The 14,000-nt window shown below is 72.8% G+C and carries 11 protein-coding genes; 5 read left to right on the top strand and 6 right to left on the bottom strand.

All coding sequences use genetic code 11. The annotated features are described in order from the left end of the window. The first annotated feature begins 366 nt into the window (after positions 1–366). Entirely contained in the window at positions 367–1,416 is a 1,050-nt protein-coding gene (locus tag FHX31_RS25055) for a hypothetical protein (RefSeq protein ID WP_184977306.1), read from the top strand. Positions 1,417–1,427: 11 nt separating this feature from the next. Here FHX31_RS25055 and FHX31_RS25060 read toward each other — a convergent pair whose 3' ends face one another. Then, on the bottom strand, positions 1,428–1,937 hold the full coding sequence (locus tag FHX31_RS25060) for a DUF6912 family protein (RefSeq protein ID WP_013474125.1): 510 nt from the start codon (positions 1,935–1,937) through the stop codon (positions 1,428–1,430). A gap of 197 nt (positions 1,938–2,134) precedes the next feature. Here FHX31_RS25060 and FHX31_RS25065 point away from each other — a divergent pair, with 197 nt between their 5' ends. Both FHX31_RS25065 and FHX31_RS25070 read left to right on the top strand, forming a co-directional pair. Next, the gene (locus tag FHX31_RS25065; RefSeq protein ID WP_013474124.1) at positions 2,135–2,362 is read left to right on the top strand and encodes a helix-turn-helix domain-containing protein; all 228 of its coding nucleotides are present in this window, start codon (positions 2,135–2,137) and stop codon (positions 2,360–2,362) included. A gap of 95 nt (positions 2,363–2,457) precedes the next feature. After that, complete coding sequence (locus FHX31_RS25070; protein ID WP_013474123.1) at positions 2,458–3,036, top strand: Rv3235 family protein; 579 nt, start codon at positions 2,458–2,460, stop codon at positions 3,034–3,036. 414 nt (positions 3,037–3,450) lie between these two features. On the opposite strand, the gene secA is transcribed toward FHX31_RS25070, so the two are convergent. Beyond that, positions 3,451–6,351 carry a preprotein translocase subunit SecA gene (secA, locus tag FHX31_RS25075; RefSeq protein ID WP_013284217.1) on the bottom strand — a complete coding sequence of 967 codons (2,901 nt, stop codon included), beginning with the start codon at positions 6,349–6,351 and terminating at the stop codon, positions 3,451–3,453. Positions 6,352–6,520: 169 nt separating this feature from the next. On the opposite strand from secA, the gene FHX31_RS25080 reads away from it, so the two are divergent. After that, complete coding sequence (locus tag FHX31_RS25080; protein WP_184977307.1) at positions 6,521–7,678, top strand: GNAT family N-acetyltransferase; 1,158 nt, start codon at positions 6,521–6,523, stop codon at positions 7,676–7,678. After that, positions 7,675–8,790, top strand: a complete 1,116-nt coding sequence (locus tag FHX31_RS25085; protein WP_184977308.1) for a GNAT family N-acetyltransferase — start codon at positions 7,675–7,677, stop codon at positions 8,788–8,790. Before FHX31_RS25080 ends, FHX31_RS25085 begins: the two co-directional genes overlap by 4 nt. A gap of 43 nt (positions 8,791–8,833) precedes the next feature. Here FHX31_RS25085 and hpf read toward each other — a convergent pair whose 3' ends face one another. The 4 genes from hpf to mtrB form a co-directional block, all read right to left on the bottom strand. Next, positions 8,834–9,478, bottom strand: coding sequence for a ribosome hibernation-promoting factor, HPF/YfiA family (hpf, locus tag FHX31_RS25090; RefSeq protein ID WP_013474120.1), 645 nt, complete (start codon positions 9,476–9,478; stop codon positions 8,834–8,836). Positions 9,479–9,727: 249 nt separating this feature from the next. Then, positions 9,728–10,432, bottom strand: a complete 705-nt coding sequence (locus FHX31_RS25095) for a ComF family protein (RefSeq protein ID WP_114919502.1) — start codon at positions 10,430–10,432, stop codon at positions 9,728–9,730. Between the two features lie 7 nt (positions 10,433–10,439). Next, complete coding sequence (locus FHX31_RS25100) at positions 10,440–12,239, bottom strand: LpqB family beta-propeller domain-containing protein (RefSeq protein WP_013284212.1); 1,800 nt, start codon at positions 12,237–12,239, stop codon at positions 10,440–10,442. Further along, positions 12,236–13,990, bottom strand: a complete 1,755-nt coding sequence (mtrB, locus tag FHX31_RS25105) for an MtrAB system histidine kinase MtrB (protein ID WP_184977309.1) — start codon at positions 13,988–13,990, stop codon at positions 12,236–12,238. Before mtrB ends, FHX31_RS25100 begins: the two co-directional genes overlap by 4 nt. Positions 13,991–14,000: the final 10 nt, after the last annotated feature.

Below are 14,000 nucleotides of genomic sequence, written 5' to 3' on the forward strand. Positions count from 1 at the left end.
CGGCGGCGGGACCTGGCCCGATTCTGTCACGAGACGCCCCCGCCGGCCGCGCCTCCCCGCCACACCGGACAGCCGGATCATCTCGGGACCGTCGGCTCAACCCACCCACATCCGACGAAACATCGGATCGCAACCCCGTTCATCGACGATTCGTCGGCACCCGCGCGGACTGATTGATCGACTCCACCTCGGGGGGACGGCGGCATCCGAGCCCTCGGGATGCCACCACATCGGCGTACTGCAGTCGATCAAGGCGCGGACGGCACACGGCCCGCCCGGGGAGCGGCGGCACGCCGCGTACGCTGGATGACCGGTGACCTGCCCCGCCCGGCGCGGGAAGATCCGGCGACCGTCGAAGGGAAGACGATGAGCAACCAGCCCGGCAGCTCCACGGCCGCGGAGACGGATCAGCCCGAGGCCGTCGAGCCCACCACGGGCGACGGGACCGCCGTCGAGACGCCCTCCGGCGAGGAAGCAGCCGGGCACGCGGACGAGGGCACTGTCACCGGTGGGCGACCGGAGTTCGCGCCGGGCGCGATCGTGCTCGCCCTGATCTCGGTCGGGTGGCTGGCCGCCATGCTCTGGTCCACCCGTGAGGCGATCCACTCCACGGCGGCCGGCGTCACCGCGATCAGCCTCTCCGCGTACGCGCTACCAGGCGTCATCACCGCGGCGCTGGTCACCGGCGCCACGGTGGCCCTGCTCGCGACCAACCGGCTGGGCCGCGCCACGCTGCGCTTCCTGGCCGCCGTCGGCACCGGCCTCCTGGTCGGGCTCGTCACCGCGGTGGCGATCAACCTGACGTACGCGGACAACGCCACCACGAACACCATCGCCGGAACCGCGGCGGCGGCAGCGATCATCGGCGGGGCGATGGCCGGTGCGCGCCAGGCCCGGGTGGTGGGGGCGATCACCCTCGCCACGCTCACCGCGCAGATCTTCGTGGTGCTGTTCAGCCGCGCCCGCGATCCGCTCTCCGACCTGTTCGGCGCCGGGGAGACCCAGCAGTCGGTGCTCGACGCCGCGAAGTGGGTCTCGCGTACCGAGTCGCTGCTCGCCGGGCTGCTCGCCGGCCTGGCCGCGTACCTCTATCTCACCTGGTCCCGGCGCCGGGCGGAGCGCCGCGACGGCGCCGCGTCGCCGCTGCGCTGGCCGGCCTACCTGGTCGCCGGGGCGGGCGCGGGCCTGCTCCTGCTGCTCACCGAGGTGATCATCCGGATCGGCGGCCGTGGGCTGCTCGACCTGGCCGCGGCGCTCAGCGAGGCCGACGAGGTGGCGCAGACCGCGCTGGGCACCTCGCGGGTGGACAACGGGATCTGGGTGCTCTTCGTGGGCGCGCTGACCACGCTCATCGTCTTCGGGCGCACGCTCGGGCCGCGCCCGGTGAACGACGACGAGGACGAGCCCGCGGCCTGAACCGCGCGCCGTCAGCCCGCTTCGCGCAGGAGCAGGTCCAGCTCGGTCACGTCGTACCACTCCAGTTCGTGGTCCTCGGCGCCGTCGACTGTGAACTGGGCGTCCGGGTCACCGGCCTGGGCCTCCACCACCACGTCGACGGCGGCGGCCACGTCCTCGACCGCGTCCGCGCCGTCCACGTGCAGCGCGGCGACCGACTTCACGGGTACCGGTCCGACCGGCCGGACCACGCTCGATCCCAGCTCGCCGCCGACCCGGCCGACAGCACGGGCCGGCAGGTCGGCCGAGACCACCACCCGTCGCCGGGGGGCGGCGGGGTCGTGCCGGAGCAGGAGCAACGCGTCCTGGGCGGCCCGGGTAAAGGCCACGTACTCCAGTTCCTCCTCGTCGCCCTCGGCGTACCACTCGCGCAGCTCCGGGGTCACGGCGTGCGCCGCCTCGGCGCTCAGCCCCTCCTCGCGCAGCCGGGCGAGCATGGGAACGGTCGCCGGCAGGTACACCCGGACAAGCTCGTCGGTCACCGGTCACTCCCACACTCAGGCCGATCGTCGGCGGACGCCGACTCCGGGCGCCGATCATGCCGTACGCCGAGACCGTCATACACCCGGCACCCGCGCGGGTGAAGTCTCCCGCCGGTGTGTCTCCCGAACGGGCGCGCGGCGATGTCACCTGGTGATGGCAAACTGAAGCAAACACAACCAACCCCGGGAGTCACACCGTGGAGTCGAGGTTCCTGCTGCTGTCCGACGTCGCCGCCGAGCTGAACGTGTCGGACTCGCAGGTCTACCACATGGTCCGCAGCGGCGAACTGCCCGCGATCAAGATCGGTGGCCGGGGCCAGTGGCGGGTCGAGCGCGCCCGGCTGGAGGAATACATCGAGCGCAAGTACGCCGAGACCGCCGAATGGGTACGCGGCAACCCGCTCGGCGAGCGCGACGAGGAGTGACCACCCGGGGACCGTGAGCCATTGACGGCGATCGTCCGCGTCCGGGAAGATGAGAGTCTGTCGGAGGCAAACGAAGGCAAACGCAAGGATTCGAGATGGTCGACACCCGCCGTCCCCGCGCACCCCGCCCGCCGGTCCGTCTCCGGCCCGCCCCGCCGCTCGACCCGCCGTGCACCGACGAGGAACCGCTCTGGAGTCCCGTCGGTCAGCTCACGCTCGACCTGGCCGACCCACGCCGCCGTGCCGCCGCACGCCCCGCCGGTCGAGCACCGGACCCGGCGACCGCCTGGCCCCGCTGGTCCGGGGCGCAGGCGTCAGCCCTCGCCTCCGCCACACCCGAGGGAGCGCGAGCCGCGCACCTGTTCGTGCGCACCTTCCTGGAGATCGTCAACGGCTTCCGGCCGCCCGGTCAGCTCCGGCCGCTCTGCCTGCCCGAGTCGGCCGGCCCGGTGGCAGCCGAGCTGACCCGCGCGGCCCGCCGGGTGACACCGGTCCGCCGCCGTACCGCCCGGCCGGCGCTGCTGCTGCGGCGCCTGCGGGTGTGCGAGCCGCGCGCGGGTGCGGTCGAGGCCACCGCCGTGTTCGCGGGCGCCGGGGGCGCGAGCTGGGCGGTGGCGATACGCCTGGAACGCCGTCGAGGCACCTGGCTGTGCCAGGTCCTGGACGTCCTTTGAGCCCGGCCATCGCCTCCCCGACCTGGCCCGACGCGCCGCGGCCACCCGCGCCGATCGGTGTGCGCACGCCCGGCACCCGGCACCCGGGCCGGCGTGATCTTGGTACCAAACGGCCCTCATAGGGGCACTTTCCTACCAAGATCTCCACCGCTCCCACCAAGCAGAACGCCAATCTCGCCCAACGGGAGGCTCGCCGCAACAACCAGGCGAACGAGGATCTCCAGCCCACCCCACCCCACCAAACCCCCGCGATCTTGCACTTTCGTACCCCCGATTCCGGCATGAATCGGTCACAACAGGGGCCGCAACTGCAAGATCGACCGAGGGAGGGCGCGAGTGAGGGCGGGAGGGAGGACGGGAGGACGGCGACGGGCCCCGGCCTTGGTGGCCGGGGCCCGTCGTGGGTGTTCGGGGTCAGTTGCCGCCGTTGGGCGAGCCGTGGCAGCGCTTGTACTTGCGGCCCGAGCCACACGGGCAGGGCGCGTTACGGGACGGGCCCTCGCCGCCGTCGACCTGGCCCGGCGCGGCCCGCCGGGCGGTGCTCGCGGCCACAGCCTGGCCGCTCGCCCCGGCCGGAGCACGGCGCGGCGTGGTGGCGGCCGGGCGCTCCGAGGACTGCTGGCCGATGCCGAGCGCCGGCGCCTGCTGCTCGGGCCGCTCGATCACCGGGGCACCCCGGCCGGCCTCGCCGTCCACGGCGGGCGCGGAGTATTGCAGGCCCTGCTGCTGCGGCGCGCGGTTGAGACCCTTGGCCCGGATCTCCACCGGCTTCTCCAGCAGCTGCACCTCCTCGGCCTCCGGCTCCGCCTCCTCGACCTGGACGTCCAGGTTGTAGAGGAAGCCGACAGTCTCCTCCTTGATGCCGTCCATCATGGAGGCGAACATGTCGAAGCCCTCGCGCTGGTACTCGATGACCGGGTCGCGCTGGGCGTACGCCCGCAGGCTGATGCCCTCCTGGAGGTAGTCCATCTCGTAGAGGTGCTCGCGCCACTTACGGTCGATCACCTGGAGCAGGACCATGCGCTCAAGCTGGCGCACCGCCTCCTCGCCGAGGCTCTCCTCACGCCTGTCGTACGCGGCGTGCGCGTCCTCCTTCAGGCGGGCGAGCAGGAAGTCCTGGTCGATGCCCGAGCGGGAACCGACCTCCTCCTCCAGTTCCTCGACGGTGATCCCCACCGGGTAGAGCTGCTTCAGGCTCGACCAGAGCTGGTCGAGGTCCCAGTCCTCGGCGTAGCCGTCGCTCGTCGCGCCGACCACGTACGCGGTCACCACGTCGTCGATCATGTTGCGGACCTGGTCGGACAGGTCCTCGCCGTTGAGCACCCGGAGGCGCTCGGCGTAGATCACCTGGCGCTGCTTGTTCAGCACCTCGTCGTACTTGAGGACGTTCTTGCGGATCTCGGCGTTCTGGCCCTCGATCTGGGCCTGGGCGCTCCTGATCTGGCGGGTGACCATCTTCGACTCGATGGGCACGTCCTCCGGGATGTTGAAGCGGTCCATCACGGCCTCGACCGCGCCGGCCCGGAAGCGCTTCATCAGCTCGTCCTGGAGCGACAGGTAGAAGCGGGACTCGCCCGGGTCACCCTGCCGGCCGGCGCGACCGCGCAGCTGGTTGTCGATCCGGCGGGACTCGTGCCGCTCGGTGCCCAGCACGTAGAGCCCACCGGCGGCGGCGACCTCCTCCGCCTCGACGTCGCACGCCTGCTTCCAGGTCGGGAGGATCTCCTCCATCGCCTTGGCGTACTCCTCCGGCTGCTCGACCGGGTCGAGCCCGCGCTGGCGCAGCTCGTTCGCGGCGAGGAACTCGGGGTTGCCGCCGAGCAGGATGTCCGTACCGCGGCCGGCCATGTTGGTGGCGACGGTGACCGCGCCCTTGCGCCCGGCCTGCGCGACGATCTCCGCCTCCTTGGCGTGGAACTTCGCGTTCAGCACCGAGTGCGGGATGCCGCGGCGGCGCAGCATGTGCGACAGGATCTCGGAGTTCTCCACCGAGACGGTGCCGACCAGCACCGGCTGGCCCTGCACGTGCCGCTCGGCGATGTCCTCGACGACGGCGTTGAACTTGGCCTTCTCGGTCTTGTAGATGACGTCGGGCCGGTCGAGCCGGACCATCGGCCGGTGCGTCGGGATGGTCACGACGCCGACCTTGTAGACCTTGTTGAACTCGCCCGCCTCGGTCTGGGCGGTACCGGTCATGCCGGAGAGCTTCTCGTAGAGGCGGAAGTAGTTCTGGAGGGTGATGGTGGCGAGCGTCTGGTTCTCCTGCTTGATCTCCACCCCCTCCTTGGCCTCGATCGCCTGGTGCATGCCCTCGTTGTAGCGGCGGCCGTGCAGGATGCGGCCGGTGAACTCGTCGACGATCAGGACCTCACCGTCGTTGACGATGTAGTCCTTGTCGCGCTTGTAGAGCTCCTTGGCCTTGATCGCGTTGTTCAGGTAGCCGACCAGCGGGGTGTTCACCGACTCGTACAGGTTGTCGATGCCCAGGCGGTCCTCCACCTTGGCCACGCCGCGCTCGGTGATCGCGATGGTGCGCTTGGCGTAGTCGACCTCGTAGTCGCCCTCGCCGTCGGTGCCGGGCTGGAGCCGGGCCACCACGGCGGCGAACTCCTGGTACCACCGGGCGGAGTGCTCGGCCGGACCGGAGATGATCAGCGGGGTACGCGCCTCGTCGATCAGGATCGAGTCGACCTCGTCGACCACGGCGAAGAAGTGGCCGCGCTGGACCAGCTCGTCCTTCGACCAGGCCATGTTGTCGCGCAGGTAGTCGAAGCCGAACTCGTTGTTGGTGCCGTAGGTGATGTCGCACTCGTAGGCCGCGCGGTGCTCGCTGGCGGGCCGGTTGGGCAGCACCACGCCGACCTGCAGGCCGAGGAACTCGTGGACGCGGCCCATCCAGGCGGCGTCGCGCTCAGCCAGGTAGTCGTTCACCGTGATCACGTGCACGCCCTTGCCGGCGAGCGCGTTCAGGTAGACCGGCATGACCGAGGTGAGCGTCTTGCCCTCACCCGTCTTCATCTCGGCGATGTTGCCGAAGTGCAGCGCCGCGCCACCCATCACCTGGACGTCGTAGGGGCGCTGGCCGAGCACCCGCGAGGCGGCTTCCCGGCACACCGCGAACGCCTCGGGCAGCAGGTCGTCGAGGGTCTCGCCATCCTCGAGCCGCTCCTTGAACTGGTCGGTCATGGCGCGCAGCTCGTCGTCGCTGAGGTTGACGTAGTCGTCCTCGATCGAGTTGACGGCGGCAGCGATGGCCTTCAGCCGACGCACCATGCGGCCCTCGCCGGCGCGAAGGAACTTTTCCAGAATCGACACGGATCAACGCTCCCCTAGACGGTCTCGAACCATCGTAGGCGCTCCGACGCGACGATGGTCACTGGTGGCGGCGGTCCGGGCTCCGGAACCCGACATAACGCCGCGACCGTGCGCCACCGGCCGCTAATCGGGTTACGCCGTGCGCGAACGATCCGGCACGATGGCTCGAATGGAGCCTGTGGAGATCATCGAGGACGGCCTGCTGCTGCGCCCGTGGCGCGCGGAGGACGCCGACGCGGTGCACCGTGCCTGCCAGGATCCGGACATCCAGCGCTGGACCACCGTACCTCGCCCGTACCTGCCGGAGCACGCGAGCGAGTACGTCACCACGATCAGCGCCACCGCCTGGGCCGAGAGCACCGGTGCACTCTTCGCGGTCTGCGACGCCGGCACCGGTGAGCTGCTCGCCTCCTTCGGCCTGGTCTCCGTCGACCGCGCGCGGGAGTCGGCCGAGGTGGGCTACTGGACCGCGCCGTGGGCCCGGGGCCGGGGCGTCGCGGTCCGCGCCACCCGCGCGCTCGCCCGCTGGGCGTTCGACGCGCTCAAGCTGCGCCGGCTCACCTGGCAGGCCGAGATCGGCAACCACGCCTCCCGGCTGGTCGCGCTGCGCGCCGGCTTCCGGATCGAGGGTGAGCTGCGGCTTGCCGACCCCAGCCCCGGCGGCCGGCCCGAGGGCTGGATCGGCTCGCTGCTCCCCGGGGAGGTCGCCGCCGCCGGCGACCCGGTCCCCTACGGCCCGGACACGCTCCAGGCCCGCCGCGCGGCGGTCTTCGGCCGGCCGCAGCCGGTCCTGTTCGCCACCGCAGGCGACACCGAACTGCGGCTGCGCGCGCTGGAGGAACGCGACCTGGCCGCGGTGACCCGCACCTGCCAGGACGAGCAGACGATCCGCTGGACCACGGTGCCGCACCCGTACCGGCCGGAGCACGCCGAGGGCTTCCTGCGCGACCTGGTGCGCCCGGCCTGGGCGCGGGGAACGGCAGTGACGTTCGCCGTGGCCGACCCGGACGACCGCTACGTCGCGTCGATCCACCTGCGCCTGCTGCCGAACGACCCGCTGGTGGCCGACGTGGGCTACATGACCGCGCCGCACGCCCGCGGCCGGGGCTACCTGCCGGCCGCGCTCGCCGCGGTGTGCGCCTGGGGTTTCACCACGCTCGGCCTGGCCCGGATCGAGTGGCGGGCGAACGTGGGCAACACCGCCTCGCGGCGGGCCGCCGAGAAGGCCGGGTTCACCGTCGAGGGCACGCTGCGCGGCGGCGTCCAGCACCGCGGCGAGCGGCAGGACGTGTGGATCGGCGGCCTGCTCCCGGGCGACCTGGCGTGACGCCGGAGACGATCGAGGGGTACGGCGTACGGCTGCGGCCGTGCCACCTCGCGGACGTGCCCGAGATGGTGGCCGGGTGCGCCGATCCGGAGATCCGCCGGTTCATGCCCCTGCTGCCCGGCCCGTACGACTCCGACGCCGCCCGCTGGTGGGTCACCGAGGGCGCGCCCGCGGCGTGGGCGGCGGGCGGTGCGGCGTACACGATCGCCGACCCGGCGAGCGACCGGCTGCTCGGCAGCATCGGGCTGACCCGGCTCAGCGCGGAGCGGGAGACGTACGAGATCGGTTACTGGGTGGGAGCGGCGGCGCGCGGCCGGGGCGTGGCCACCGCCGCCACCCGGCTGCTGACCGAACGTGCGTTCGCCGCCGGGGCGGCCCGGTTGGAGTTGCTCACCCGCACGGAGAACGTGGCGAGCCAGCGCATCGCGCTCGCCTGCGGTTACCGGCACGAGGGCGTACGCCGGGCGGCGGGCGCGGACGGCGACGGCGTACGCCAGGATCTGATCGCCTGGGTGCGGCTGGCCGACGACCCGCCCGGGCCGCTCGCCCGGTTGCTGCCGGACCTGCCGGACCTGCCGGACGGCCGGCTCACCGACGGCGTGGTGACGCTGCGCCCGGTGGAGCCGGCGGACACGGACGCGCTGTACCGGCTGCACTCGCTGCCGGAGGTGGTGGCGAACCGGGTGCCGCCGGTGGCGCCGGAGCGGGCGGCGCTCGCGCGCCGTTGCCGGCTGGCGGCGAGCCGCTGGCTCGCCGGAGAGGCCGCCGACCTGGCGATCGTCGACGCGGTCACCGGCGCTGTCGTCGGCGGCTGCGCGCTGTTCTACGACGAGCCGGCCACCGGGCAGGCCATGATCGGCTACAGCCTGCTGCCCGAGGCGCGCGGGCGCGGGCTGGCGGCCCGGACGGTCCGGCTGGTCGCGGGGTGGGCGTTCGGCATCGGGGTGGCCCGGCTGTGGGCCGGCACGCGGCCGGACAACGTCGCCTCGCAGCGGGTGCTGGAACGGGCCGGCTTCCGGCGGGAAGGGCTGTTGCGCGGCCGGCTGCCCGGCCCGGACGGCGCCCGTGTCGACTCGGTGGTCTACGGCCGGCTGGCCACCGACGAGAACTGAGTACGGGCCCCCGCGCGGGGGCCCGTACTCACCGGTCAAGGGGTCACGTGTCGAGCTGGATGATCCCGTAGTCGTACGCGTGCCGCCGGTAGACCACGCTCGGGCGGCCGGACTCCTTGTCCTGGAACAGGTAGAAGTCGTGGCCGACCAGTTCCATCTGGAACAGCGCGTCGTCGACGGTCATCGGTTCGGCGGGGTGGACCTTCGCCCGGGCGATGTGCCACGGCTGGTCGTCGGGTTCGGTGTGGCCGCTCTCGTCGGGGCGTTCCGCGACCGCTGTGGCGGTGCCGTGGCCGTCGAGCGCCGCCAGTCCGGGCCCGTCGAGGTCGGCAACCGGCAGGCCGGCGGTCGCGGCGGCCACGGAGATCGGCGCATGCCGTCCGCGGTGTACCCGGCGACGGTCCGCCGCGCGGCGGAATCGCGTGTCCAGCTTGGCGATGGCGGCGTCGAGCGCGCTGTAGAAGTCGTTCGTGCAGGCCTCGGCCCGGATCACCGGGCCGCGCGTCACGCACGTGATCTCCACCCGCTGGCAGGTGTCCGCCTGGCGTGGATTGCGCTCGTGGAACAACTCGACGTCCACGCGAATGAGCTTCTGGTCGTAGCGTTCGATCTTCGCGAGCTTCTCGGCTACGTGCACCCGGTAATGGTCCGGCACTTCGACGTTACGGCCCTTGACCACGATGTCCACGTGACCTCCCTTGTTCGGACGGTCGTTCGGTCCGGATCATCCGGTCGACGCACCCGGGAGGGCCCCGCTCGGCGTCGACCGGTGTTGTTCGGCTACGCCTCCTTCCAGTGCCGGGGGAAGGTTTGACCCTCACTACCCCCGACACCGAAACGCTAACTCCTGTACGGCCAACCGTCACCCCTGGTTGCCGAAGGCGGTCGCGAAATTTAACAGCTCATACACCATGGGGTGAAACGGATACACGAAGCGTCACCGACGGTGCCGCTTTTGCGTTGCGGCGAGCACGGCCGCGGCCTTTGGCGTCATTCCCGCGCGGTGCAACATCCGGCTCACCGCCGCCAGCGTGGCGCCGGTGGTGACGATGTCGTCGAGCAGCACGACCGTCTCCCCCGGCCGGTGGCCGGCCGGCGGGCGGCGCAACCGGAACGCCTCCTCGGCCGCGGCGGCCCGCCCGGCGCTGTCCAGCGCCACCGAGTCGGTCCGGGGCAGCGCCCGCAGCGGGCGCAGCACGCGTACCGGCCAGCCGGCCGCGCGTAACCGGGCCGCCGCCGGCCGGACGAGCCGGTCGAGGTGGTCGCCGTAGCGGGCCCGGGCGGCGCGAGCGGTGTCGGGCACCGCCACGAGCGTGACCGGGCCGGGTTGCCCTGCCGCCACCGCGACCACCTCGGCGAGCAGCGCGCCCAACGGCCGGGCCAGCCCGTGCCGGCCCCGTTCCTTGTACGCCAGCAGACCCTCGCGCAGCGCGCCGCCGTACGGGCCGAGCGCGACGCAGGGCGGCAGGCCGGGCGGAGCCGGATCGGGCCGGGCAGGTGCGGGACGCAGCGACTCCAGCTCCCGCACGCAGCCGGGGCAGAAGCCGTGCCGCAGCCGTACCGATCCCGCGCCGCAGCCCGCGCACCCGGCTGGCAGCACCAGGTCGGTCAGGTCCGACCAGAGCCCGCCCAGGTCACGCACGGACGGCTCAGTAGAGGAAGAACGGCGCGGTCGGGTTGGTCGCCCGGCTGCCCGACGGGACGTCGAGCACCTGCTCCCGCTTCACGTAGTCGAACGGGTTGTTCCGCCAGGCCGCGCCGTCCGTCTCGAACATGAACGAGAACGCGGCCAGGCCGCGGTCGCCGCCGCCCGGATACCCGGCGAGCTGGGTCACCGGGGCGCCGATCTCCACCGCCAGCGGGGTCTCCCAGGCACCGTCGACGCTGAGCTGGTGGATCGCCGAACGCCGGTCCGCCTCGTTGCCGGCGAGCGCCAGCTCGTTCTCCGCCACCCAGTCCACCACCGTCACGCCGGTGAGCAGCGTGGTCACCCGGCGGGGCTGTCCGAGGCTGACCACGCCACCGTCGACGCTCACCGCGGCGACGAAGACCGCGCCGCCGGAGGCCAGCGCGATCCGGTGGCCGTCGAGGGAACCGGCCACAGCCGTCACCGGCCCGGGAACGGACAGCGGGATCTCGCTCATCCGGCCTGCGCCGTCGAACCGGTAGAGCCGGCCGTCCGCCGCCACCAGACCGGCCGGGCGGGCCTTGTTCAGCGACCGCAGCCAGGTGGGACGGCTCATCGCCCGGAACGTACGGTCGCCGGGGCTGAGCATCGCGACCGGTTCCGGACCGGTGCCCACCTTGAGCCGCCTGCGGTTGTCCGACCCGGTCACCACGAGCGCGGCGAGCACCTGGTCGTCGGCGCGGGCGAGCGACGCGGAGACCACGTTGCGGTTCTCCGCGGGCGGCAGCGGAACGGCGGCACGCGACTCGTTGCCGAACGCCAGGGGGCGGACGGCGCCGTCGTAGACGGCGAACCGCATCGGATCGCCGCCGCGTGGATAGGCGGCTGTCGAGACGCGCTCCCGCCGCAGGTCGACGGTGAGCCGCTTCTGGTTCTGGATCTTCAGGTCGACCTGGCCGTCGAGGTCCGACAGCGACCATGCCAGCTGGGTGCCGAGCCGGGTCAGCCGCTGCTCGTTGGCGCCCGGCATGTTCAGGTTTATCTCCCAGTGGCCGTCGGCGCCGGTCGCATTGTTGATCAGCTGGGTGCCGTCGGGCAGCCCGGTCACGCCGGGGGCCAGCCAGTCCGACGGGCGGTCGGCCAGCCACTTCATCACCTCGGTGATCCGGCGCTCGGTCGGCGCCGACGAGGGCAGGTAGCGCTGGTCCGGCACCAGCCGGGTCAGGTCGGTGTTCCAGAAGTAGACGGTGCGGGGACGGTAGTACTCGCGCATCGCCGAGTCGCTGGCCAGCAGCACGTTCGGCAGCTCGGTGATCAGCAGGCCGGTACCGGCCTGCTCGGCCCGGCGCAGCTCGAAGGCGTACTGCGTCTCGCTCGCCACCGGCGGGCCGAGCGTGCCGTCGGCGCGCAGCACGCCCACCTGCTGCACCTTGAGCGTCACGGTGCTGGTGCCCTGGTTGTTGGGCGGCGTGCTCTCCGGCTTCTCCCGCAGCCGCACCACTGTCAGTTCGACCTCGCTGGTCTGCGGCTTGCCGGGAAGCAGGTCGCGGGCCTCCGCGGCGAGGAACTTCCGGGCCCGGGCGTACGCCTGGTCGCGCTCCCCTGCCGCGGCGGCCCGCAGGTAGTTCTCGATGAAGGGCACCGGCTCGCTGCTGTCGGCCGGCTCGGGCGGCCGGGCCGGGCTGCCGTTGAGCGCCCCGGACTCGGCGGCCGGCACCGAGCCGTCCACCTGCACGTCCGTCTGGTCCGGGATGCCGCATCCGGCGAGCGCGGCCGGCAGCAGCGCGCCGGTCAGCAGCAGGGCCAGGACGCGGCGGTTCACGGCCGCGCCTCCGCGTGGTCGCCCCCGCCGGCCGGTCCGGGGGTCAGCGCCGCGACGCCGCCGCCGGGCCCGACGGCGGGCAGCCCGCCGTCGCGGGGGCCGCCGAACGGCACCGTGGCGTCGGCCGGCACCAGCCGCAGCGGGGAGGTGGTGAGCCGGTCCCCGGCCCGGGCCGGCAGGGTGAGCCGGAACTGCGCGCCCTGCCCCGGCGCGCCCCACGCCTCCAGCCAGCCGCCGTGCAGGCGGGCGTCCTCCAGGCTGATCGACAGGCCCAGCCCGGTGCCGCCGGTCTGCCGGGCGCGCGACGGGTCGGCCCGCCAGAAGCGGTTGAACACCAGCTTCTCCTCCCCCGGCTTGAGGCCGACCCCGTGGTCCCGCACGGTGATCGCCACCGCGCTCTGATCCTGGCCCAGGGTGATCCGTACCGGCTTGGCCTCGCCGTGCTCGACCGCGTTGCCGACCAGGTTGCGCAGCACCCGCTCGACGCGGCGCGGGTCGACCTCGGCGATCACCGGAGTGTCCGGCAGGTCCAGCTCGATGGTCACCCCGACCCGCTCGGCCAGCCCGGCCAGCCGCTCGGTCACCCGGTGCACCACCGGCACCAGGTCGGTCGGCTCGCTGTCCAGCACCGCGAAGCCGGCGTCGAACCGGCTGATCTCCAGCAGGTCGGTGAGCAGTTCCTCGAACCGGTCCAGCTCGGCCTGGAGCAGCTCGGCGCTGCGGGCCACCGCCGGGTCGAACTCGTCGCGCTCGGCGAAGATCAGGTCGGCTGCCATCCGTACCGTCGTCAGCGGTGTCCGCAGCTCGTGCGAGACGTCTGAGGTGAACCGGCGTTGCAGCCGGGACATCTCCTCCAGCCGGAGGATCTGCCGTTGCAGGTTCGTCGCCATCTGGTTGAACGAGGCGGCCAGCAGGGCGAGGTCGTCCTCGCCGGAGACCACCATGCGCTGGTCGAGCAGGCCGGCGGAGAGCCGCTGCGCGGTGCGCGCGGCCACCCGTACCGGCGTCACCACCAGGCGGGTGACAAGGGCGGCCAGCAGGCCGAGCAGCAGCACCAGCGCGACGCCGGTGGCGACCACCGTGGCGCGGGCGTCGGCCGCCGTCGCGTCCTGCCGCGCCAGGGGTACGAGGTAGTAGAGCTCGACCTGCCCGAACTTGGTGGGCACCGGGGAGCCGTAGACCAGGTATTTCGTCCGCTCGCCGCCGAGCGAGCCGGTACGGATCTGGTGTGCGACCTTGCCGGAGGCGACTGTGGCCCGCAGCTCGTCGCCGATCACCGCGCCCACCGGCACGTCGGGCGTCGTACGCGGCTCGATGAACTCGGCGAAGTTGTCGGCGGTGATCGCCACCACCACGCCGCTGGTCTGGGTGGGGTCTCCGCCGGCCAGGTAGTTGACGGTGCCGTCGATGGTGTTCTGGAGCTGCGCCTCCTGCGGCTGGCTGTAGAGGTTGAACTGCTTGGCCGCGTACTCGCTGCCGTTGCTCAACCGCAGCCGCACGTCGGTCTCGGCGTTCTCCAGCAGGATGCTCGTGATCTTGTCGGCGATCAGATAGGCGAAACCGCCCACCAGCAGGCTCGACGCCACCAGCGTGATGGTGACCACACGGACCTGGAGCGACCGCCGCCACGCCTGGTGCACCGCGGCCACCAGCCGGGCGACCCGGCCGGTCAGGGCGAGCCAGATCGCCCGCACGGCGTGGAGCCGGCGGGGCGCGGCGGTCGGCGGGTCGGGCAGCGGGGTGGTCACCACAGTGCTGACC

Source organism: Micromonospora sp. CNZ286, assembly GCF_014207755.1.

What these genes read in the sequence shown, in the direction of transcription:
- FHX31_RS25055 (WP_184977306.1), top strand. Translation starts at nt 367, where the DNA reads ATGAGCAACCAGCCCGGCAGCTCCACGGCCGCGGAGACGGATCAGCCC.
- FHX31_RS25070 (WP_013474123.1), top strand. Translation starts at nt 2,458, where the DNA reads ATGGTCGACACCCGCCGTCCCCGCGCACCCCGCCCGCCGGTCCGTCTC.
- FHX31_RS25080 (WP_184977307.1), top strand. Translation starts at nt 6,521, where the DNA reads ATGGAGCCTGTGGAGATCATCGAGGACGGCCTGCTGCTGCGCCCGTGG.